This window comes from Streptococcus oralis, assembly GCF_024399415.1.
Lineage (GTDB): Bacteria > Bacillota > Bacilli > Lactobacillales > Streptococcaceae > Streptococcus > Streptococcus oralis_CS.
On the sequence record NZ_CP029257.1, the window covers coordinates 1,038,264 to 1,060,436 of the forward strand.

At 37.4% G+C, this 22,173-nt stretch carries 24 protein-coding genes and 2 pseudogenes; all 26 read right to left on the minus strand.

Annotated elements, in window-relative coordinates; translation table 11 throughout:
• Positions 1-38: 38 nt before the first annotated feature.
• The 26 genes and pseudogenes from DG474_RS05110 to glyA all read right to left on the minus strand — a co-directional run bounded on the left by DG474_RS05110 (position 39) and on the right by glyA (position 22,167).
• Positions 39-710: a hypothetical protein gene (locus tag DG474_RS05110; protein WP_000713811.1), complete on the minus strand. Its 672-nt coding sequence runs from the start codon at positions 708-710 to the stop codon at positions 39-41.
• Positions 711-781: 71 nt separating this feature from the next.
• A complete protein-coding gene (locus DG474_RS05115) occupies positions 782-1,753 on the minus strand; it encodes a DUF6892 domain-containing protein (RefSeq protein ID WP_000481649.1) in 972 nt (323 codons plus the stop codon).
• Between the two features lie 289 nt (positions 1,754-2,042).
• Positions 2,043-2,177, minus strand: a complete 135-nt coding sequence (locus DG474_RS05120) for an ADP-ribosylglycohydrolase (protein ID WP_080702748.1) — start codon at positions 2,175-2,177, stop codon at positions 2,043-2,045.
• A gap of 59 nt (positions 2,178-2,236) precedes the next feature.
• Positions 2,237-2,977 carry a hypothetical protein gene (locus DG474_RS05125; RefSeq protein WP_042902290.1) on the minus strand — a complete coding sequence of 247 codons (741 nt, stop codon included), beginning with the start codon at positions 2,975-2,977 and terminating at the stop codon, positions 2,237-2,239.
• Between the two features lie 98 nt (positions 2,978-3,075).
• On the minus strand, positions 3,076-3,693 hold the full coding sequence (locus DG474_RS05130) for an SAP domain-containing protein (protein WP_255777572.1): 618 nt from the start codon (positions 3,691-3,693) through the stop codon (positions 3,076-3,078).
• A 104-nt stretch (positions 3,694-3,797) separates the two neighbouring features.
• Positions 3,798-3,926: an ADP-ribosylglycohydrolase gene (locus DG474_RS05135; RefSeq protein WP_255777573.1), complete on the minus strand. Its 129-nt coding sequence runs from the start codon at positions 3,924-3,926 to the stop codon at positions 3,798-3,800.
• A gap of 43 nt (positions 3,927-3,969) precedes the next feature.
• On the minus strand, positions 3,970-4,599 hold the full coding sequence (locus DG474_RS05140) for an ABC-2 transporter permease (protein ID WP_000125752.1): 630 nt from the start codon (positions 4,597-4,599) through the stop codon (positions 3,970-3,972).
• Positions 4,599-5,447, minus strand: coding sequence for an ABC transporter ATP-binding protein (locus tag DG474_RS05145; RefSeq protein WP_045617090.1), 849 nt, complete (start codon positions 5,445-5,447; stop codon positions 4,599-4,601). Before DG474_RS05145 ends, DG474_RS05140 begins: the two co-directional genes overlap by 1 nt.
• Entirely contained in the window at positions 5,440-5,820 is a 381-nt protein-coding gene (locus tag DG474_RS05150; RefSeq protein WP_001025469.1) for a GntR family transcriptional regulator, read from the minus strand. The genes DG474_RS05145 and DG474_RS05150 overlap by 8 nt, the downstream gene beginning before the upstream one ends.
• 211 nt (positions 5,821-6,031) lie before the next feature.
• Positions 6,032-6,163: pseudogene (locus DG474_RS05155) on the minus strand (ADP-ribosylglycohydrolase); the annotation flags it as partial.
• An 11-nt stretch (positions 6,164-6,174) separates the two neighbouring features.
• On the minus strand, positions 6,175-6,981 hold the full coding sequence (locus tag DG474_RS05160; RefSeq protein WP_255777574.1) for an alpha/beta hydrolase: 807 nt from the start codon (positions 6,979-6,981) through the stop codon (positions 6,175-6,177).
• Positions 6,982-7,135: 154 nt separating this feature from the next.
• A complete protein-coding gene (locus tag DG474_RS05165; protein ID WP_247936165.1) occupies positions 7,136-7,879 on the minus strand; it encodes a CPBP family intramembrane glutamic endopeptidase in 744 nt (247 codons plus the stop codon).
• Between the two features lie 178 nt (positions 7,880-8,057).
• Positions 8,058-8,666, minus strand: a complete 609-nt coding sequence (locus DG474_RS05170; protein WP_255777575.1) for a Type 1 glutamine amidotransferase-like domain-containing protein — start codon at positions 8,664-8,666, stop codon at positions 8,058-8,060.
• A gap of 57 nt (positions 8,667-8,723) precedes the next feature.
• Positions 8,724-9,152, minus strand: coding sequence for an aminoglycoside 6'-N-acetyltransferase (gene aac(6'), locus DG474_RS05175; protein WP_255777576.1), 429 nt, complete (start codon positions 9,150-9,152; stop codon positions 8,724-8,726).
• A gap of 750 nt (positions 9,153-9,902) precedes the next feature.
• Positions 9,903-10,928, minus strand: a complete 1,026-nt coding sequence (locus tag DG474_RS05180; RefSeq protein WP_255777577.1) for a hypothetical protein — start codon at positions 10,926-10,928, stop codon at positions 9,903-9,905.
• 256 nt (positions 10,929-11,184) lie between these two features.
• A complete protein-coding gene (locus DG474_RS05185; protein ID WP_204703542.1) occupies positions 11,185-12,306 on the minus strand; it encodes an AI-2E family transporter in 1,122 nt (373 codons plus the stop codon).
• Positions 12,307-12,423: 117 nt separating this feature from the next.
• A pseudogene (locus tag DG474_RS05190) lies at positions 12,424-12,892 on the minus strand (sensor histidine kinase); the annotation flags it as partial.
• A gap of 393 nt (positions 12,893-13,285) precedes the next feature.
• Positions 13,286-14,509, minus strand: a complete 1,224-nt coding sequence (locus DG474_RS05195) for a sensor histidine kinase (protein ID WP_255777578.1) — start codon at positions 14,507-14,509, stop codon at positions 13,286-13,288.
• Positions 14,510-14,522: 13 nt separating this feature from the next.
• Positions 14,523-15,200, minus strand: a complete 678-nt coding sequence (locus DG474_RS05200) for a response regulator transcription factor (protein WP_255777579.1) — start codon at positions 15,198-15,200, stop codon at positions 14,523-14,525.
• A gap of 1 nt (position 15,201) precedes the next feature.
• Complete coding sequence (locus DG474_RS05205) at positions 15,202-15,825, minus strand: GTP pyrophosphokinase (protein ID WP_139724020.1); 624 nt, start codon at positions 15,823-15,825, stop codon at positions 15,202-15,204.
• A gap of 45 nt (positions 15,826-15,870) precedes the next feature.
• A complete protein-coding gene (locus DG474_RS05210; RefSeq protein WP_255777580.1) occupies positions 15,871-16,257 on the minus strand; it encodes a hypothetical protein in 387 nt (128 codons plus the stop codon).
• Between the two features lie 579 nt (positions 16,258-16,836).
• Positions 16,837-18,192 carry a 23S rRNA (uracil(1939)-C(5))-methyltransferase RlmD gene (gene rlmD / locus DG474_RS05215; RefSeq protein WP_255777581.1) on the minus strand — a complete coding sequence of 452 codons (1,356 nt, stop codon included), beginning with the start codon at positions 18,190-18,192 and terminating at the stop codon, positions 16,837-16,839.
• 73 nt (positions 18,193-18,265) lie between these two features.
• The gene (locus DG474_RS05220; RefSeq protein ID WP_255777582.1) at positions 18,266-19,240 is read right to left on the minus strand and encodes a DUF1002 domain-containing protein; all 975 of its coding nucleotides are present in this window, start codon (positions 19,238-19,240) and stop codon (positions 18,266-18,268) included.
• Between the two features lie 86 nt (positions 19,241-19,326).
• Positions 19,327-19,929, minus strand: coding sequence for a lysozyme family protein (locus DG474_RS05225; protein WP_255777583.1), 603 nt, complete (start codon positions 19,927-19,929; stop codon positions 19,327-19,329).
• Positions 19,929-20,903 (minus strand): nucleoid-associated protein, encoded by a 975-nt coding sequence (locus DG474_RS05230; protein WP_255777584.1) that lies wholly within the window; start codon positions 20,901-20,903, stop codon positions 19,929-19,931. The genes DG474_RS05225 and DG474_RS05230 overlap by 1 nt, the downstream gene beginning before the upstream one ends.
• 7 nt (positions 20,904-20,910) lie before the next feature.
• A complete protein-coding gene (gene glyA / locus DG474_RS05235) occupies positions 20,911-22,167 on the minus strand; it encodes a serine hydroxymethyltransferase (protein WP_255777585.1) in 1,257 nt (418 codons plus the stop codon).
• Positions 22,168-22,173 lie beyond the last annotated feature (6 nt).

Below are 22,173 nucleotides of genomic sequence, written 5' to 3' on the forward strand. Positions count from 1 at the left end.
AGAGTTAAAAAACTCTTTTCAATAACATTCCTAAATCGTTAGCCCCGTTTTTTAATAATAGTTAAACCAATTTTGACAGACATCTCTTTCGATGTTAACTGTATTGTGATCCCATAATTTGTTTTATCTGAGTAATTTACCCTGATTTGGCATGTAGTTTCCTCTGGTAGATCATATTTGATTTTCAGTTTCTGAAAGAGTTCAGACTGAGTTTCTGGCTGGTAGATAATTTCACTAAGCTCTGTTGTTCCAGTTCTTAACGTTCTTTTTACATTCAAGGAGTCAAAAACATCTCTTTTGACAACTAAGTTAAGAATTTCTTCATCAAATAAAGGATCTATCGCTGAATCGTAATGCAACTTGCCATTAGAATAACTAACGGGAACCGTTTTTTTATTTTCTCCGATTTGTATTCTATAGTCGCCCTTACCATCTGCCTTGGTAATGTCTAGGTCGATTTCACATCTTTTGACTTCGTCACCATTTTTTATATAGACGCTGCTTTTATAAGCTTCCAGCCCATTAAAATCCTTCTGCTCTTGTTCCAAAAATTTAAACATAGGATCAAACGTTTTTTCAAACTCGTACTGTTCCCTTGTTCTGTTTTTGGGAATGGTTTCACCACCCAAACTACAAGCATTCAATGAAGATGCTGTCATAAGAATAACAAGAACCCCAGTTACCCATAAACACCATTTAAACTTTTTCATATTTTACTTAATCCTTTTTTCGAGTCATAACAGTAAGATTTTTTCAAAAATTTATAAATGTTTAGTTAAACTTACACTAGTTCTACGTCGACTCCAGCTTTAGCAAAAGTTTCCTTAACTTGTTCAAAATTACTTGACATGATTGTCGCTTGTTTTAAATTTGGGAACTGCTTTAATTCAACCAAACTAACCTCATTCAAATCAAAAGTACTATCCTCACCATCCCACTGAGGAATCAGATTCATAAAAATTTCATTACCGCCATCCATATCAATCTCTTTTACAAGACTTGCATACTTCTGTGAAATCTGAAGATTTTTAAAGTATTCTAAGGCAGGCTCTACAAGTTCTGTACTTTCTGTATCAATATCCAACTCGCTAAATTCCTCTGAAAAATCAAAAATATCAAAAGCTGGCTTTAAAATATCTAAATCATACATCAATACTTGGATAATAGCTAGTTTAAAATTCAGATTATCAAAATGAAGATATTTTTCTTGAACAACTTTTGGATTTGATTTTTGACGTTCATGCTTGATTTCTGGATAGTAAGAAATGGTGAGTGGATATCTCATTACATCTGGTCTTCCATTAAAATTGGTTCCATGAGGGGTCCATAAAATAAAATTGAAATCCCCAGTTCTGTGTCTATCATAAAGAAAATAGGGAGGCTTCCCATCAGTGGATACTACGGCTTGACAAGGCATCTTGGGTAATTCTTCTTCTCCAAACATAGGTTTTACAACATCACCATAGTAGAAACTGATTGTAGAAAGTAGATGCTCATCATCAATATAGACCCTGCATTTCTTTAAATGATTCCGGATAGAAGACGAATGTTCAAATACAATACCAGCATTGTCGTAAACGTACTTTATGTATTTACTTTCTTTTTTGACAACCTGATCAGGCTTTCCTAACACGGCCTCAATATCTTTCAAAGATAAAGGAAAAGACAAGCTGGTTCCGTTCATTACCATTGAATTGTCATGAAAATTGATTTCGAGGTTTTTAGGATCTTTCTTTTTAAAAAAATTAAACATTCGATTCTCCTATTTATAATTTGTTTATCTAAATGCATCAAATCTATTTTTCTAACGTTAGAAAATTTACTGTATAAAATAAGGTTTTGCCGTATTTTTCGTCCGTAGGATTAAAAAAGCAGGAAGCCTTCTGAAAATTAATTACTCTTCACTAATAGACTTACCGCCTCAACGTGGCGCGTCCGCGGAACACAAAAGGTTTGGGGAGTTCAAAGCTCCAGTGGAGCTTTGAAGCCTTCTTACCTTAAAATGAAAAGGTGAGAGGATTAATTCCGTTTCACTAACAAGCTTACACACAGCGGTTCGGATTTACCGTATCATCCGTGAAAAAACAATCCTCACGAAATAATGGAAAGTCTTTTGTTTTAATATTGTTCCATTCGTAAACTGAACCTACAATATCTCCAATAATAGCTCCTAGCATGATATTCCTCCTTACAAACTAATGGATAGATTCGTAGTCTCATTCCAACCCAAGCCACTTTAACTGTTTTGCAATAAATCTTGATGGTCAATGGCCCATTGAATCCACTCTGACCACTCCACCGCCAAGTGAATTTGGTGGTCTTTTACAATAGAATTAGGGCATAACGCCGGAAACTCGACACAAGTGATCGCCTCAATTCCCTGTTCTACATTACGGAATTGATGTCTCACTCCTCCAATAATGGTCCCGTCTTTTAGTTTTGCAATTCCGACGATTTGATACGGATACTCTTCATCCCGAGGCGTTTGAATTCCCTCTTCTTCGTTAAACTGAATAAAGAATTGCATTGGGAAAGGAGCATTCCCTGTTTTTTCAATAACCTCTAGTACCTCTTCTCGGGGCACTAAGGCGTAGTGTTCTGGACAAACGGACAAATTGACTTTCAAATTTTCGGGTGTATTTAGAAACGTAACGTGATCAATCACCTTGCCTAATGTTTCTACATCAATTCCTTCTGCATAAATTTTAGTCATGGCCTTTTTTCTTCTTTTTCCAGATAGTGTAGTCGCAATCTTTAGACTGATGTCGCCTAATTTCAGTTGATTCTGAATTTTTGCGACAATCGCATCATATCCTAGCTCCACCTTTTTCTCGATTAACGCTTCACATAATTGTTCCGTTGACGCTTCCCCATCATAAGAAAGTCCCAAGTTTTTATAAACTGAAATTACGTGTTTTCTTTTCCATTTTTCTAACGCTTTAGCATCAAAACTTTTTTCATTCATTAGAATATCCATTTTTCTCACCAACTTTCTTCACGCTTAATCTATCTTTCCTCTATAAACTTTTTAAAGAAAATAGAGGCTATCGCTCCACCCACTAAACTAAGAGTTGCTTATTTACGATACTCCTCTATTTTGTCGCTATGTTCTTTCAGAAGCTGTTTGGAATAAACTTTTTCGTTCTTTGAATTTCTAACTTCTTTCCAAAGAATAGAAGCTACTTTTAGTTTATCCGAGTAATTACGATTATTTTCGTCTGCACAGAAATCCTTTAGAAATTGATTCCATTGACAAACCGAATGATCATACTTGGCATAATCTGAATTTCCATAATAAACTTTTAACATATCTTGAATGGTAAAACTTAAATCATGTTCTCTTTTTACTTTTCTCCAAGCAGTGGCCATATCAGCAGTAAATTTAAAGGGGGAAACACCTGTTAAAGTTGAGAAATATTCTCTAAAGTGTGCATTAAAGGAGAATCCACATTCAAGTAAGGGCGTATCTAAGGTAACGACTTCTACTCGTTTCTTATTTCTTTTTACTGATGATTTTTTAATCAAATTGCCCTTAAAGTACTGCTCAATAATATGATTGAGTTCTTGTTTTGTACCTCTATTTTCAAGCCCTAATGACTTGCATATCTGTGAAAGTTCATCCCGATACCAATAGTATTTATTAAATTCATCAAAGGATGTGATTTTATCAAACTCAGGTCTACTCTCTATCAATATAACACCTCCTTAAAAACAGTTTAGGTTTTCATTTCTAAATAATGGTATTTTGGTTTCTTTATTTTGAGGATTAGCAACGTTTCACTAACAAACTCACGCACTCAGCGGTTCGGACTTAGCGTATCATCAGTGAAAAAACAATCGTCCCTAAATAAGGGAAAATCCTTCGTTTTAATATTGTTCCATTCATAAACTGAACCCACAATATCTCCCACAATTGCTTCTAGCATAAGATTTCTCCTTTTAAGTTTTTACAATGCACTCTCAACTTCTCTAATATTCTTTTTTCTCCATAATTAAAATAGATATTTTTATAGCAATTCCTATGATAACAATACTAACAAAGACTATTCCAAGAAAAATTATTACCCTCGAATTCTTTAAGAAAAACTCCACAACTTTAGTCAGTAAATCTGATTTTGCTTTAAAAAGACTAGATAGAGCAAATGCTGTAAAGTATGTTATAACCATGATAAGCCTACCTTTTTCGGCACCGTACTTTAGGATAAAAGGAAGTTGAATAGCTGATATCAAAATACTTGCAACTAATGTAATTAGTGAGATAAATATGATGCTGTCTATTAACATCTCATTTTTTATTACCAATTGAACAAATAAACATACTGAACCGACTAACCCAAAAACAAATGCAAAAAACAATTTACTTAGTACAAAGCTACTCTTTTTTACAGGCATTGAAAAGGCAAATTGTTCAAATTTCGATTTCGTATCATAACCAAAAGCGATTGCAGTTAAAATTAACGGTATCATTGTACAAATAAGCGGTATCATAAAAATTTCATTTTCATATACCCCATACACAATGAGTGCAATACTGAGAGTAATTGTTAATAGTAGTGTTTTCTTTAAAGTAGCTATATCTTTTAATATCAATGCAGTCATTATCTTTTACCTCCTTTCACAAAATATATCATAATATCTTCGATAGACGGTTTTTGTAATCTGATTCCATCTGGAACAAGATTTCTTTTAACAAGTAACTCTTGTCCAAATGAGTGTATTCTTCTTCCAATTATGGCTTCCTCGTCAAGATTTTCAACTTCTTCATTAGATAAAGTGCAGATACCATAGTTTTCTTTGAGTTCATCCTTTGGTTCAACAAAAAGAACTTTACCATCATTGATAAAAGCAATATAATCTGCTACCTTCTCTAAATCTGATAGGATGTGTGACGATATTAAAATTGTATGATTTTCATCTTGCATAAAGTCAAGAAGAAAATCTAAAATTTCTTCCCTTACTATCGGATCCAAACCACTCGTAGCTTCATCCAATATAAGAATTTCTGCATTATGAGATAAAGCTACTGCCATCGATAATTTCATTCTCATTCCACGAGAATAGCTTTTAACAACCTGTTTTTCTGATAAATTAAATTTCTTTTTTAGTTGATAGAAAAAATCTCTATCCCATTTTGAATATACCCTTGAACAAAATTTTTCCAAATCAATAAGTGTCATCTCTTCTGGTACTAGTAAGTCATCAAACACTACTCCAATTTTATCTTTTAATTCAATGCTATTAGGATTATCATAACCTAAAATTTTAATTTCTCCTAAATCTTTCTTAAGTAATCCTAACAACAATTTTATAGATGTACTTTTTCCTGCTCCGTTTTGACCAATGTATCCGACGATAGCCCCCTTAGGAATAGACAAATCTATCGGTCCTAATGTAAAGCCATCAAACTTTTTAACCAAATTTTTGATTTCAATAGCATAATTACTCATATTTTCCCTCCATATAACTACTAAACATCTCTACCAACTCATCATTGGTGACACCTCCAATCGCTGAAAGCTCAACAATATCTTGCATCTTTGATTCGATTCGTTTCAAATATTCTTCTCGAATAAGCTCTTTATTTTGAGTTGCAACAAAATTACCTTTACCTTGAACTGAATTAATGAAACCATCAAGTTCTAGTTCATCAAAAGCTCTTTTAGCAGTTATCATACTCACTCGAAGTTCTTTAGCTAAGAATCTGATTGATGGTAATTGCTCGCCAACCTTTAATTCTCCCGAAATAATCTGAGCCTTTATTTGATTTTTTATCTGTAAATAAATCGGATTATCACTTGAATTATCAATCTGTATATTCACCCTCCATATCCTCCTAACTATCCAACTGTCATCTCTGTTTTATCTGTTTATATTATACCATAACAGTAATATAAGTTCAATATTTAACAATCTATATGAGCAATATTATCATTTAAATTGATTGCTTTTCATTTGTAATTTTTAATATAACAAAAAGCCTTACAATTAAGGCTTTTATAATTTTTTGCTACAAAGTTTTAATGTTTTTACTAGCAACAGCGCAGGTCATGACAGTATCATCTGTGAAAAAACAATCCTTCCGAAATAATGGAAAGTCTTTCGTTTTGATATTGTTCCATTCGTAAACTGGACCTACAATGTCTCCAACTATTGCTCCTAGCATACGTTTCCTCCTTATGGCATATCAGATTCGTTACACATTTCTAATGAATCACTCTTTAAAAATGGCACTACCAAATCAATCCACTCTTGAGGCAGGTAAGCTGATAAATAGCCGTGGTTATATCCCTTTGCTTCATACAAAAATGTATTTGAATGTAGCTGATGAAATAATTTCGCTGATTCTTTCACACAGTTCAATTCTTTTTCACCATAAATATACAGAACCTGAGCCTTGCTAGCAGAAATCATATCTTTCAGCTTGTAACATCCCATATAGTTTTTGTAAATGGTCACCAATGTTTTGATAGGCGTCCTTGGCAAATCCTCCAAATAATAAGCTTTTATTTCCTCTGGATAAGCCAGTTTAGGATAAAGTTTGTTCATCATGCTTAACTGAAGTTTGCAAGAGAATTTATTGAACATCAATTTACCAAATAGAGACACTAGAAAGATGCTGATTTTAGCTAACCTTGGTTGAGGAATGCAGAGGCTTCCATCTATGATGGCCTTCTCAGCAATTTCACTGTCTAAAGACAAAAGCTCCATGGCAATTTGACCACCAAGTGAAACACCACCGATTGCAAATAATTTCCCACCACAGTTTGCTTTGATATAGTCTAGAATCTCCAAAGCAGAATCTTCAGTAGAAACATAATCAAGTTGATATTCCTCGCCGTGGCCATTCAAAGTGGGTAGAATAATACGGTATTCTTCTGACAAGATTCGTGCTTGACGAAGATAATTCCACCAAGAACTTCCACCACCATGTATCAGTAAAATAGGAGGCAAATTCTTATCACCAAATTCATGGAATTTCATGTTTAAACTCCTTACTGTAGAACTTTCACTAGCTACACCCATGTTTAATCAGCTCGTACAAGCAGTGATGTCTCATCAAATAGAAAAGTCTCTAACATTGATTATCTAGAATGACTACACGTTACTTTCAATAATGGATATCCTGATCTAAATTTTAAAATGTTGTTTCCTTACTAATTCTATTACTCGCCAATATAGTATAAATCAAATAACCAATAAAAATGATAATAAAAATAAGATTAATTTTTAACACAAAATAGAGATTTAACAAATTTGCGAATGCATGAAATAATACACAGTATCCCACAGATTTCGTTTGACGGTAAAGAAGCCCTAAAACAAAACTTAAAAATAATGTATATATAAAAAATAAAATAAAAGGAAATCCTTGATGACTTTCTCCAACTATAAACCATAAAGGCAGATGCCATATTCCCCAAATTGATCCTACAATCAAATTAGATTGCCAATAAGTATATTTTTTATCAAGTAATGGTTGTAATATTCCTCTCCATCCGAATTCTTCATGTCCACCACCAAAAAAAATTAGTTGTATAAAGAATAATGGCATCAGATAAATTGATACTCCGTTTAATTCTAAGGAAGATACAGAAAATAGTATCAAAATTGCTAACATATGATAAATGAAATAAATACTACTATTTTCTATCTTATTAAATAAAAAATGTTTAAATTTTATATTATTACTTTTTAAATAAAAGCCACTTGCAATAGCTGGTCCAAGTGCACCTACTATATGTAATGTTCTACCTATAATCGTTTCTAATCCCAAAATATGAGATTGAGTAAACATAGCAAGAAGCCCCCAAACTATATAAGTAATGCCAAATGTACAATAAAGATAATTTTTTAAATTCCTTTTATCAATTTCTGTCATTTTTTTCTTCCTAATCTTGATTATTTTATGAATAATATTTTTACTGCTTCTTAGTTGCTATCGATTATAACTACCTATATTCTATCATAAAAACACAAAAAAGCCTTACAATCAAGGCTTTTCACTATTCATTTCGTCAATACTTTAGTTTCGTAGATTCAGATTCGCATGATTAAAACTAGTCAATTTTCTCAATAATGTTTCCAAGTCTATCCAATACAAGACAGGAATGATCATTTAGTGGAATTATGGGAACACTGACGAGTTCTTCTGCTCTATCCTTATTAGCTTTATCATTCCAGGAATCATAATGGACACTAATTAAAAACTGACTAAAGAGTCCTAATCCATTTTTTATCTTTATCTGATAATCTGAATTATCATTAGGTGAGACATAGACTTTTTCTCCTAATAATAGGGCTCCTGCAGAAAACCCTATAACTTTTGCCCCTTTATTAAGCATACGATCGATATAATTTTTGAACTCCTGATTGACATAAGTAGCTATATATTTTTCCGTATTTCCTCCACCAATGATGATTAGATCAGCATCTAAATAGCTATCAAAATCAATCTGCTCAGTGTCCAAAAGTAAGTAATCAGTGTTTAGATTAGGAAATTGACTTTGGAAAACTTCCGTGTACTTTTTCATATAGGGTTGCCAATTATCTCGAAAAACTGTAAAAATAATAATTCTTTCAATCTTGCTTGATAATACAATTTTATCAACAATGCTATATTTCGTTATTGGGGGATTCCCACCCATCAAAAAAATTTGTTCTTTCAAGTTAACACACTTTCTAAAGAGACATAAAATTTAAACAAGTTTATTCACGTTTCTAAATTATAATTTCTTCTTAAAGTGAATAATTCTATTTGCCTCCTGAAATCCAATATTGAGATGAAATCTTATAGAATCCGTATTCGTTAAAGTACAGTCACTTGCAAATTCCTTACATCCTTTATTTTTCGCCCATTCCTCACATTTTGTACAGAGATTTTTAGCAATATTCTTTAAACGATATTCCTCGTAGACAATAATCCCTTCTAAGAATCCAACAGGACTATATTTACAACCTTCAACATAATCAAATCTGAGTGAACATAGTGCTAGACCTACAATTGTGTCACCTTCAACTTCAGTAAAGATTGCAGTATTTTTGCCATTCGCATACCTTTTTACTTCATCAATAGCTTCTTTATCGGTCAATTGGGGCCATAATTGTTTCATTAGTTTAGCCGTTTTTATAAAATCTTTTGTAATTCCATCCATATTGATGTTCCTCCGAAAATTACAAGCAAATGTTTCGAATCATGCTGTTACTTTGTTACTCATTGATTGATACCAATACCATCCCCTTCTACTTTTCGACTGTCTCAGATCGGAAGAGCAGAACCATGCACTCAGCGGTTCGGACTTACCGTATCATTTCGTCGGTTTCCCTCCTCATTCTACGAGTACTATCCCATGGGCGGAGCATCTACTTCTACTTCGCTGATGCCTCAGCTCGTACAAGCAGTGATACCGCCTCAACATGTGGAGTTAGTCAACATCTATATTATATAACAAAAATGAGTGAGTTGTTGTTTAAAATTAAACTGTAGAATGAAAATATTTAAAAAAAGTAGATCACTTTTAGAAGTGTCCTACTTGTATTATTTTCATTTAAAAAGGTATAAATTCTCAACAAAAGGGGGTTACTCCCGCGCCTGCGGGAAGGACAGAAAAGAAATGCCGCCAAATCAAAGTTTTATTTTTGAAATTTATTAGAAAATACCCACTCTTTTTTTACTTACAATTATTTTAATAAAAAAAGAACTTACCTGTCAAACAAAACGTTAATTTATAGCATCTTTGTCTATTTTAGTTATAATGTTTATCAAATCTGATTTGAGCATTTCTTTTGCTTATCTTATCAAGACCGCGATAGCCCCGATTGGCACTTCCGCTTGGTCATAGGCTTTCTGGGCTTCCTTCAACGCTTCCCGCATAAAGAATTCTTATTGCTGAAGTTCCATGTTCTTACTGATAGACGCGCTTTGTCACAACTAGACTATGCGGTCTCTCAAACTCCTTATCTAAGTAATTTTGGTACGTCCCTGGGGAAATAAATCCACGGGCGCTTAAAATATCCGTTCCTGCTGTTCCGACAATCGTATCGGCTAGCAGTACACAGTTGGTACTCATCACAAAATACGTCTTGAATTTTGAAGAGGTGAATTTATATAAGAGTGCATCTGCTTCTTGTTTTAGCTTGTAGGCATACATTGGTTCTTCTTTGTCAATTCCTGGGTGCTTCGGTTTTACCATTTGCGGTGGATCCCAAGGCACTGTCAGCGACATCAGTTTGGCGATTTCCTTATCGATGGCCGCAAGTTGTTCGTCCGACAAGGCGAGGCCATAGCCAAGTAAGGTCTTATGGTTTTCGCGTTTACAAAATTCGATGTATTTTTCACGGTCGGCACTGAAAAGGACCCCGTCCCCCATCGATCCAAAGAGGCGCTCTGAATTCGTATCGTAGTTCCCAAATGAAATAATGCGTCCCTTATAACATAGGTCGACATGCCCCATGGCTCCAAACCCGTCTTTTGTGACGTGAATAAACATCTCTAAGTTTGGTTCTGCATTTTCTTTGGCACGGTCGTAAATTTCAGAAGCTGTTTCGCCTTCATTTAGTTCAAGGGCATCATTGATTTTTTGTAAGGTTGCTCGAGGAATCAGTGCAGCAAACACGAGCGGCATCCCACGACGCAAGCGTCTGCGAAGGACTTTCTTTCCAACTTCGGCCTCGAAGAACCAGCCGTCCCGAATATTGCTAATTCCAAGCCCGATGAAATAGAGCGAAAGGAAGAACATTTGCAAGTTGCCGTCGCCCCCAAGCGCAATTAAAGTAACTACCCCTACAACTGAAAGCCAAATCGTATCAAAGAGCAAGCGAAATCGCGGACGAATTCGGTCTTTACGATAAATATAGTAGGTCACACCGCTAATACCAGCATTCATAACCTGGTTAAGTCCCATCAAGAAGCTTACAATCGAAATCGGCAATGATAGGAAGAATTGGTTTCCTGCTAAAAATCCGTAAAGGAAAAATTTAGTAATATTCAGCCATAACGGGTCTTTAGCCGCCGCCTTACTAAACCAACGGAATAAGAAATTCCATAGTTCATAAATCCATAAGAATGTTAAAAACAGACGTAACATCAATTCTGGGACGCTTGGTCCGAATATAAGGAGCAACATCCCAACAACAAGGAACGCAATCCCTTCAAAGAGGAGCTTTCTCCCCGTAATTCCTAAGTCGCTAATTTTCTTCATCAATAATACCTCCTACAGCTACCACTGAAGCAGCTTGTTCATGTTTCTCCACCCATTCTTTCACGAAACGGTAAATCACGGCAAAAATTGGTATGAAGAAAATCATTCCTACTAAACCAAAGAGATTTCCACCGATTAACGCAGCAGCAAGGGTTAGAATCGTTGGCAAACCAACGGAACTGCCGACAACCTTCGGATAGACGACATTTCCTTCCACTATTTGAACGATCATAAAGACGACAAGTGAAATGAGTGCTTGAATTGGGCTTTCTGTAAAGGTGAAAAGCATTCCAATTCCGCACGCCATAAACGGCCCGATATACGGAATGAATGAGAGTACTCCGGACAGCACCCCAACAAGTCCTGCATATGGCAACCCTACAAGAGAGTATCCAGCAAAAATCATAACCCCAACGATTCCCGCCTCGATGATTTGACTCATCAAGAAACGGTCATACGTATCCACGATGACTTCCCCAACATAAGTAATGTGCTCGATTTTATCTTTTGGCAAGACCACATTAAGAATGCGAAGCGTTAAACGTGCGAGCATTTCCTTACTTGCGAGAATATTAATCATGAAGAAAATCCCCATAATTACAGAGAACACATTTGAGAAGAGCCCTGAAATATTCGTTGTAAATCCGCCAAGGAATGTAATGACAGACGATACGATATTGCTTTGACTTAGTGAGTCGGTAATCTGACTCACTTCACTGGATTGCATTAATTTTGAATGTTGTACAAAATCCGCAACCACGAATAGTAAGTGATTTACACTATCGCCCAGTTGCGACACGGTTTTAGCAATCATCGGCGCAATAATCCAAATCAACAGCGAAATAATCAGAAGCAGAATCACAATAATGCTCAGGATTGCGACACTTCTACGCAGCTTTTGCGGGAAGTTTATCTTCTCCAACACTTGTTCAATTCGCTTCATTGGCACGTTTAAAATAAATGCCAAAATCATCCCTAAAATAAGCGGGAACATCATCCCAATAAATTCGGAAATCCATGTGAGGATGGCGCTAAAATTCAAGACGACAAGTAACGAAACAGCCGCCAGAGCAATCATCACTGCCCAATCTTTTCTAATCTTATCCATACTATAATTCCTTTTTTAATTGTTCTAAGAGCGCATTGCATCCCAATGTCACATCGCGGTACGTCGCATCAAAGTCTCCTGTATACCACGGATCGGCAATATCGCGTGCAACTCCTGCCACTTCTAATAAGCGAGCCCGTTTACGTGTTCTTCCGACTTGACGAAGCCTTACCGTAACCGTTCCTTCAGAGTCACAATACTTGTTAGCATTATCCACAAGGAGAGTTACAAGTTCAAAGAGAGACTTTTCCTCGGCTTTCACATGGATATCTGGGGTAATATCCATAACGAAGGATTTGCCATCTCGGACGACAGGTCCCTTAAAGTCCTCGGCTGCATCCTCTGTAATATAGGAAAAATCCACATCTTGAAGAACAATGTCCGGCTGCTCCTCCAGACGAGATAAAGCCACAAGAGATTTAATTAGATTGGTCAAACGTGTCACCTGGTCGTTAGTAGACTTGGTCCATTCGTTTTCTCCAGTCATGAGTTCCTGTAGCTCCGTATTAGCAGAAATAATAGCTAACGGGGTTTTCAATTCATGACCGGCATTGGTGATAAAACGCCGTTGCTTTTCATATTCTCTTCTAGCAGTGTTTGGCAATAAGGTCACGGACTTTATGCATTGCTTTTCCTGGCTAAGTATGCGATTATCTCACTATTAATAGCAGCAACATGATTTCTGATGAAATTACTATCATCACTATATCCAGGATGCCCATTAAGCGAATAGAAAACAATAAGCATCAGAAAAGGTAGGGAAATTAAAAAAATAATCAGCTTATTGGATTTTAACACGGGGCTCCTCGTTACTTTTTTACATGTTTACAACTCCTCAATTTTAATTAAGGATAAAATCTTGTAGTACTCTGGAATTTGTGACATTCTCATAAACACAAAACCAAACCAGGATATAAGGCCATTCACAATCAATAATGCCCCCTTCGGTACCATTACTAGTTCCAATTTTAAAATATCCTTACAAAATGACTGTAAAAGTGATGGTGTCATCTTTGTAGGAGGCAAAGAGACGCCCTTTAAATAATTTGACCATGCTTTGAGCCATGGATAGGCCTATGCCAAAACCTTTAATTTCCTTGTTATTATGAGATTCTTCGATACGATAAAAGCGCTCAAAAAACTTACTATAATCGACTGTCTTACCATCTTTATAGGTATTTGACACTTCTAAGCGAGCCCGTTTACGTGTTCTTCCGACTTGACGGAGTCTTACCGTAACCGTTCCTTCAGAGTCACAATACTTGTTAGCATTATCCACAAGGAGAGTTACAAGTTCAAAGAGAGACTTTTCCTCGGCTTTCACATGGATATCTGGGGTAATATCCATAACGAAGGATTTGCCATCTCGGACGACAGGTCCCTTAAAGTCCTCGGCTGCATCCTCTGTAATATAGGAAAAATCCACATCTTGAAGAACAATGTCCGACTGCTCCTCAAGCCGAGATAAAGCCACAAGCGAATTGATTAGAGTGGTCAATCGTGCCACCTGGTCGTTAGTAGACTTGGTCCATTCGTTTTCTCCAGTCATGAGTTCCTGTAGCTCCGTATTAGCAGAAATAATGGCTAAAGGTGTTTTCAATTCATGACCAGCATTAGTGATAAAACGCCGTTGCTGTTCATAATTTCGAATGAAGGGGCGAATGACAATTCCTGATAAGGCACTGACAATGATGACAAAAAAGATAAAGGCAAACAGTGATAAAAGAATAGAAAGATTGAACAAGGATTGGGAAGAATTATAATAATAGGTCGTGTCCAGAAAGACTACCAAAATCTTATCTTTACTGACCTTGCTAACTTGATAGCTAAGATTGATATTTTTTTCTCTAATCGTTCCAAGATTATTGGTCAAGCGACAAACTTTCAGGGCATATCTAGCCGCTTCCTCGTCGTTTATTAGAGACGTATGACTGGTATCCTGGCTAACAACCTTATCACCCGACAAGGTCACGCTGAAAAATTGAAAACTGTCCGAAGGAATCTCAAGTCCTTGATTGGTCTCAATTTCTGTGGTTTTTCCAAAGCTTCCATTATTTTCCGTGAGTGTGTTGAGGACCTTGCTAATTTCCTGCTCCGTCTGAAAGGAACTCACAGCATTGATGATTCCTACCGTAAAGATCAAGATAAAGAGGATAGACAAAGAAGCAATTGTTATAAACTGAAGTCGTAAACGTCTAAACATGGACTACTCCTTTCTAAATTTGCAGAAGGCAGAAGTCACCACCCTTTTCACCAAGAATACTGATATCAGCTTGAATAGCTTGCAATTTCTGGCGCAGATAGGAAATATAAACCCAGACAATTGACTCGTCCACATCTTCCTCATCATCCCAGATAGTTTTAAAAAGGTGATCAGTGGTTAATTGCTTAGCAGGGTTGAGCATGAAGTGGGCCATTAACTTGGTCTCTCTACTTGAAAGTCTTATAGCGTTGCCAGCTACCAACTCCTGCTCCTCTTGGTCCAAGCGAACAGAACCAAGGGTCAAAATTTTGGCAGTAAAGGTTTCACTAACACGACGCTCTAGCGACCGCAGACGAGCCAAAAGTTCCTTTAGGGAAATCGGCTTGGTCAGGTAATCATCTGCCCCAGCATCAAGTCCTGTCACACGATCATCAACTTCAGCCATGGCCGTCAACATAATGACATGAGTAGTATTCCCAGAGGAGCGAATCTCTTTCAGGGCCTCAATACCTGTTTTGATAGGCATCATAATATCCATAATGATTACTTGATAGGCATTCTGTGCAGCTAGGTCGACTGCCTTTTGACCATTAAAAGCCTGATCAACTTCAAAACCTTGATGCTCAAGTGCCGCCTTGTAAACTCGAGATAAGGCTTCCTCGTCCTCAGCCAATAAAATTTTCAGAGCCATTCTAGTCACTTCCTTCTTGAATTAAGTTACGGATGGTCTGCATGGTCAGGTCACATGAAGCTAATTCATCTGCACAGCGCTTAAGCTCACGGGTAATCATTTCTGAATTCTTGATGTCATGTTTATACTTCATCTGATGCTCCAAACTGGCCCACGAGTCCTGAGCGATGGTCCGAAGCTGAACCTCAACAAAATAGGTCCCTTTATCATTGCCTAGGACATCTGGAAAATTTGTCTCCATTTGTAAAATGAGGTGATAAGAGCGATAGCCGTTAGGCTTGGCAGTTGAAATATAATCCTTCTCATTGTAGACCATGACACCAGGAATAGCCTTGATTACTTCGATGATCTTGTAAATATCATTGACAAAACCACAAATAATACGGATTCCAATGCTGTCACGAATTTCCTTAAGGGCAGACTGGCTGGTCTCAGGCAAATTCTTCCTACGACACTTTACACGCATGGAGTCGCTTTCCTTAATCCGTGAAATGAAATGTTCATAGAGTTTAAAACCTGTTTCTTTTTTGCTAGCAATATTAGCCGCAATAATGGGGTCTGTTATTTCTTGTAAAATTTTGGGGAGGTATTGAGCATACTCCCCATAAATATTTTGATTTGACATATACACCTTCTCTAATAGCTTTTCTTCATTATAACATAGATTGGCTTAAAAATAAGGAATGAGCATGAGATTGTGACTATGACTTTTATGCCCACCAAATCCAAACTTACTTAGTCCATCATTAACAAGCATATCACCGTATCTAATCAACAGGGCTAGGCATTCCTCTCTTGAACAACCATCAATATAATAAACATCCTTATGGGATTCCTTGATAATATTCTTTGCTATCAGTTTTTCTCTATCAATACTGACAGGCAATTCCAAAAAAAAAAACAATGGCTCGTCATGAATCGCAATAAAGTGTTGAAAAACCTCTAATATTTTTTCTGCGTGTACATTCGCCGTCAAATGATGTTCAGTTAACTTTGTAAATGATTCAAACAGGTTTTCTACCAAGCTAACTTGGTGACCTTTTACTAAATTCAACATTATGCGTCCTCCAGAGAATTTAAACAATATCCAAATTTATAATCTCATTATACCATTAAAACCCGAAAAAGACTGAAACTTCCCAGTCACAGTCTTTTATCTGAAAGCTAATTCATTCGACTATAAAATGTGATAAGGACTATATTCAACTAATTCAATTAACTTTTTTCAACATGCAATAGTATCTGCTGATTAATGTTATAAAACTTTTGAATAGATAAAATACTTCTTCTTTATGTTTATTAGTTTATGTGTTTGTACGGATGAACGTATTTTATCATAAAAATTTTCATAGTAACAGTTTCAAAAGAAAGCCAAGACAGATCCGACTTTAATTCCATAGAACGATTTCAGATTGAGTTAGTTATCATAAAACAGAGTGGCTACGTTTCTATTCCCACAAACTCCTTGTCAATGGAAACAACACTGTATCCCCTAGGGTTTATGGAAATAGATTGAGAACCTATCAGGTTAGCATATTAAGACACACAACTTGTATTCTCACTCTGATACTTATCCCCTTTATAACAAAAAGCCTTGCAATCAAGGCTTTTGATTATCCCTTTCGTTATAAGGTTTCTAGGCTTTTACCAGCAAAGCTACACACTCAACATGATGCGTCTGCGGAAACAAGTCCACCGGCTGGACTTTCTTCAAGTCATATCCTAATTCTTGGTAGAGTTTGATATCACGCGCCATGGTGGCGACATTACAAGAGATATAGGCAATACGATTAGCTCCTGTTTGAGCGCTTGCCTTGATAAAGCTTTCAGTGAGTCCTTTTCTCGGTGGGTCCACTAATATAACACTTGGTTGAATACCGTCTTTGAGCCAATTCTTCATGGCATTTTCTGCTGTGTCACAGACATAGTGAGCATTTGTAATATTGTTTAATGCAGCATTCTTCTGGCTATTCTCTACTGCTTCTGGAATCACTTCAACACCGTAGACTTCTTTGACATGCTTGGCGACTGATAAACCTATCGTTCCAATTCCTGAGTAGGCGTCAATCACCACATCATCTTCTCTCAACTCTGCAAAGTCAATAGCTGTTTGATAAAGTTTCTCTGCCATTTCAGTATTTACTTGATAAAAAGCTGGTCCAGCGATTTGGTAGTTATTTTCCAACATCTGATCCGTAATATAGCCTTGACCATAAAGAGTCTTCCACTCCTTACCAAAAATCGCATTGGTATTTCGGTCGTTGATATTTTGCATGACAGACACAATCTCTGGGAACTGCTTGATGACTTGTTCAATCAATTGCTCCACTCGGAAAACTTTCGGACGAGTTGTTACTAAAATGACCATGATTTGTCCTGAATAGTGCCCGCGACGCACCACAAGATTCCGAATTAAGCCAGACTGCTCCTTTTCATCATAAGGTTTCAAATCAAAACGACGGAGCAAATCGCGTAGAGCTACTACGACTTGGTCAATAACAGGATCCTGGATAAAGAAATCTTCAAGGGGCATAAGGTCGTGCGAATTCTTACGGAAAAAGCCAGTTTCCAAGACACCATTCACTCGACGAACGGGCACCTGTGCCTTATTTCGATACTTGACTGGATGGTCCATACCAAGCGTTTCCGCAACCTCTACATCAGCAATTCCTGCAATCTTGTAGAGACTGTCTTTGACTTGCTTACTTTTAAACTTGAGCTGCTCTGGATAGGCAAGATGCCCCAAGTCAGCGATTCCTGAACGTAGATAAGCTAGGTCAAGGTCTTGGTTACGATGCGGTGAATGTGTAAGGTATTCTTCAACTTTCCCATAGCCAATCTTTTTATTGACTTTAAGGACTCGCATGAGGATTTTCTCAGTTGGTAGAGCATTTTCTACAAAGAAAACCAAACCATCTACCTTGGCAACTCCTGCCCCTTCATGGGTCAAATCAACAATTTCAACTTCAACAATATCATTTTTCTTTAACATATTTTTCACTTTCTATCGGCCGACAAAAAAGACGGCAACATTTCTGTTACCATCTATTATATCATGAAATGACCTAAGCACCAAAACTCTTGAAGAAGTTGACAATAGCTTGCCAAATGGAGCTAAAGAAGTTACCCCCCTCTTCTAGCGCTTTATTGGCATCAAAGTTGAGGTTGATATTCTTAAAACTATCTCCAGCTTGAGAGACAATGCTTTCCTTGAGGTCATTTAGGGTTTTCGTGAAATCAGCATTGTTCAAAATGTCACTCTTTGAAAGGTTTAATGCAAAATTGATGATGATATTGACCTGGTTTCCTGTTATAACCTGATCGAGTTTGTAGTTTTTTAGTGTGTCTTCTACAATTTTGCGGACATCTTCTTCTGTCAGATTGCCTTTGGCTTCTTTTGCCTTTGCGATTCCTGCCTTGATATCTGCCAAAGCCACATTGAGTTTATTGGCATCGTAACCTGACTTGTCCTTATTTTCAGCATTGATATCGGACAAGGCTTTTAGCTCCTCTTGAGCTAGATCTTTATTGGCTTGCGGTACTTTAGCACCATTGGCCTCTAACGAGTAGTAAATCCCAGCAAGGGCGCTCTCACCTGTAACTGGAATAGGAGCTGCAACTGTGATTTTGGCATGCTCCACTCCCAGCGTCACTGCTGCGTTACGGTACATATCCTGCGTCACCTTGGTGATATTTTCAGGCGTTTCAATCTTGACCTCTAGAGGCGACTTATCACCTAGCTTTTGAATCTTGGCTGACGAATAGAGCTGTAGACTAGCATCATTAGCCACATTCATGATTTTCGAATAGATATCAGGTGTCATAGTTTTGATATCTTTGGTGTCTTTTGATGCGTCATAGCCAAGTTTGCTAAGAGTTTGATTTTTCTGGTCTTCAGTTAGGGAAGAGCCAAGAACATATTCAGGTTGTACATAGGTTTCATCGATTACTTTTTGAACATCTGTTGCTGCGTGGACACTCGTCATAGCTGTTGCTGCCCACAATACTGCAGCGCTTGTTAGAAAGAATTTCTTTCTCATAGGGTATTCCCTCCTTTACCTTTCTAGGGTAATAAAACAATCTTAAAGAAAGCTTATAGCGAAAAACATCTGGTCAAACCAGATGCTTAAAAGAAATTAAAGAATTTCATGATATACAGGTTAAAGCGTACCTGTCTCGAGTAGTAATAATTTCCACCATTTTCATAGAGTTCTGCACCATGAAAGATAGAAATTGGGTTGATGTAGGTGTAGGTCTTCCCAGTGGTATTTCCAAGGATAGGAGCGACCGTTTCTCGGGAGTAACGCTTGGCTAGTGCCAGAGTATTTTCCTTGCCATTCTGAGCGATAAAGTCGATATAGGCAGGCCCGAAATTATAGGCTTGAACGGCAGTCCAGACATCTACTCCTTTGCTCTGTGCAAGATAAAGATTATCTGTTAGAGTTTGAATTCCTTGTCGAATACTAGCGGCATCATCATTAATGGTATTGGTTGTACCACTAGCGGACTCACTAGACTGCATGACGTCCCGCTCTTTTCCTTTCGTTTCGGTATAAATCATAGCGAGCACCAACTCTTCATTTGCTGGAGTATCTCTTTCGCTCAAGATTTCTCGAACCATAGGTTGGTAGGTCATGACTTGCTTTACATCCTGACGAATGTGATAGGCTTTGTATCCAGCAAAAAGAAGGACTGCTAGCACTAGCATTCTTCTTATAAATTTAAACATTATTTACTTTGAATGTCCTCGATATTTTTGATTAAGATAGAATAGGTTCCATTGTCATTTTGGATAAATTCAACAGACTCCGCGTCCTGGTAGACATTATTTGGAACGATGAGTTCGATTCCGTTTGACAAGGAAAGTTTTTGGTTTTCAAATTTCTTGAGCTGACGACTGGCATCAATTTCATCAAACTGGACTGGTTCTGGTACAGCTTCCTTGACTTGGTCGATAAAACTTAGACGAGCTGTCAGGTTGTTATCAAAAAGGTCGTTAGCCAATTTTTCAGGCGACAATTCATTGCTTTCTTCAAGATTGTTGAAAATAGCTGATTTGACCTTGGATTGAAACTGAAAATCATCCGTGTTAAAGGACTCCGCAATTCTCTGGGCTGTTTTCTCCAGTTCCTTGATGGATTTCTTGGGAGAGATCTTAGGGGCGACAGCTAGGAGATTTTCTGAAAAATAGTTCAAAAAAGTCCCATTGTACTTGATGCGTTTTTCTATCAGGTGGTACTTGCGACTTTGAAGATTGACGACCAAGGCCTCATCAGCCCCCGTTCCAAATCCCGGCAGGTTATTCTGAGTCAGCTTGATTGGATTATCAACTTCTCCTCCAAGGTGGGTCAAGGTTTCCCGTAGAGCAATTCGCAAGAAAGCGAAATGTTCCACGCCTTCTTTAGAAAACTGAACAAAAATCAAGTCATTGGTCTTGAGATTTTCTGAAATACTGAATTCCTCTTTCCAGAGATTAGCCAGTGTTACTGATGTCTCCAACAAATCATCTGTGATGTGATTGAAGAAGGGATTTTCTTCCTCGAAAATCCCAGTCTTAGCTTCATCCGAATACACGCGTTCAATTTTTTTGCGCAAGTATTCCTCGATTTTTGGAGTAATATTGAGAAACTTATCCGCTAGGAACAACTCCGTATTATCTGGGCTGAACTGATGGATAATAGCTTTCTTAATATAAATGTCCATAAAAGTATTAGTCCTCGTATAATGGGAAGGCATCTGTCAACGCTTTGACTTCACTTCTCACTTCTTCTAATACAGCTTCATTTTCTGCATTCTTAAGAGTTTTAATGATGAGTTCAGCCACTTTACGGCATTCTTCTTCACCAAATCCACGTGCAGTGATGGCTGCTGCTCCGATACGAATCCCACTTGTCTTGAATGGTGACAAAGTTTCGTAAGGGATTGAGTTTTTATTTAGGGTAATATTAACCTCATCCAGCAAGTTTTGAGCCACTTTTCCGTTTTCAACAACCTTAGTAACATCGACTAAGAAGAGGTGGTTTTCAGTCCCGCCAGAAATGATACGGAAGTCAGGGTCTTGCAAGAAGACAGCTGCCATAGCCTTGCTGTTTTTGATGACATTAGCAGCATATTCCTTGAAGGCCGGATCTAAAACTTCTTTGAATGACACCGCCTTAGCAGCGATAACATGCTCCAAAGGTCCACCTTGGATACCAGGGAAAATAGCTGAGTTGATTTTCTTAGCTAGGTCCTCATCATTGGTCAAAATCAAACCACCACGAGGTCCACGAAGGGTTTTGTGGGTCGTTGTCGTTGTGATATGAGCGTATGGAACTGGACTTGGATGTAGACCAGCAGCAACCAAACCAGCGATATGAGCCATATCTACCATGAGCTTAGCCCCGACAGCGTCTGCGATTTCACGGAATTTTGAGAAGTCGATAATTTGAGAATAGGCTGAAGCACCTGCTACGATTAGTTTTGGCTTCACTTCTTGGGCTTGTTTCAAGATGGCATCAAAGTCCAAGAGTTCTGTTTCAGGATCCACACTGTAAGAAACAAAGTTGTAGGTTTGACCAGAGAAGCTAACTGGAGCGCCGTGGGTCAAGTGTCCACCTGCAGCCAAATCCATTCCCATAACCGTATCACCTGGCTCAATCAAGGCCATGTAAGCAGCACAGTTGGCTTGGCTTCCTGAGTGAGGTTGGACATTGGCAAATTTTGCACCAAAAATTTCTTTCGCGCGTTCAATAGCTAAAGTTTCTACAACGTCAACCACATCTGTACCACCGTAATAACGGCGTCCTGGGTAACCTTCAGCGTATTTATTCGTCAAGATAGACCCTTGAGCTGCCATAACGGCCTTAGAAACTACGTTTTCGGAAGCAATCAACTCAATGTTGTTTTGTTGGCGTTCTTCTTCTTTGGCAATAGCATTCCAGAGATCAGCATCGTAGGCTTTAAAATCATCTTTGTCAAAAATCATAGGTCT

Coding starts and splice junctions, on each gene's coding strand:
- DG474_RS05110 (WP_000713811.1), bottom strand. CDS start 710: ATGAAAAAGTTTAAATGGTGTTTATGGGTAACTGGGGTTCTTGTTATT.
- DG474_RS05115 (WP_000481649.1), bottom strand. CDS start 1,753: ATGTTTAATTTTTTTAAAAAGAAAGATCCTAAAAACCTCGAAATCAAT.
- DG474_RS05120 (WP_080702748.1), bottom strand. CDS start 2,177: ATGCTAGGAGCTATTATTGGAGATATTGTAGGTTCAGTTTACGAATGG.
- DG474_RS05125 (WP_042902290.1), bottom strand. CDS start 2,977: ATGGATATTCTAATGAATGAAAAAAGTTTTGATGCTAAAGCGTTAGAA.
- DG474_RS05135 (WP_255777573.1), bottom strand. CDS start 3,926: ATGCTAGAAGCAATTGTGGGAGATATTGTGGGTTCAGTTTATGAATGG.
- DG474_RS05140 (WP_000125752.1), bottom strand. CDS start 4,599: ATGACTGCATTGATATTAAAAGATATAGCTACTTTAAAGAAAACACTA.
- DG474_RS05145 (WP_045617090.1), bottom strand. CDS start 5,447: ATGAGTAATTATGCTATTGAAATCAAAAATTTGGTTAAAAAGTTTGAT.
- DG474_RS05160 (WP_255777574.1), bottom strand. CDS start 6,981: ATGAAATTCCATGAATTTGGTGATAAGAATTTGCCTCCTATTTTACTG.
- DG474_RS05165 (WP_247936165.1), bottom strand. CDS start 7,879: ATGACAGAAATTGATAAAAGGAATTTAAAAAATTATCTTTATTGTACA.
- DG474_RS05185 (WP_204703542.1), bottom strand. CDS start 12,306: ATGGATAAGATTAGAAAAGATTGGGCAGTGATGATTGCTCTGGCGGCT.
- DG474_RS05195 (WP_255777578.1), bottom strand. CDS start 14,509: ATGTTTAGACGTTTACGACTTCAGTTTATAACAATTGCTTCTTTGTCT.
- DG474_RS05200 (WP_255777579.1), bottom strand. CDS start 15,200: ATGGCTCTGAAAATTTTATTGGCTGAGGACGAGGAAGCCTTATCTCGA.
- DG474_RS05205 (WP_139724020.1), bottom strand. CDS start 15,825: ATGTCAAATCAAAATATTTATGGGGAGTATGCTCAATACCTCCCCAAA.
- DG474_RS05210 (WP_255777580.1), bottom strand. CDS start 16,257: ATGTTGAATTTAGTAAAAGGTCACCAAGTTAGCTTGGTAGAAAACCTG.
- rlmD (WP_255777581.1), bottom strand. CDS start 18,192: ATGTTAAAGAAAAATGATATTGTTGAAGTTGAAATTGTTGATTTGACC.
- DG474_RS05220 (WP_255777582.1), bottom strand. CDS start 19,240: ATGAGAAAGAAATTCTTTCTAACAAGCGCTGCAGTATTGTGGGCAGCA.
- DG474_RS05225 (WP_255777583.1), bottom strand. CDS start 19,929: ATGTTTAAATTTATAAGAAGAATGCTAGTGCTAGCAGTCCTTCTTTTT.
- DG474_RS05230 (WP_255777584.1), bottom strand. CDS start 20,903: ATGGACATTTATATTAAGAAAGCTATTATCCATCAGTTCAGCCCAGAT.
- glyA (WP_255777585.1), bottom strand. CDS start 22,167: ATGATTTTTGACAAAGATGATTTTAAAGCCTACGATGCTGATCTCTGG.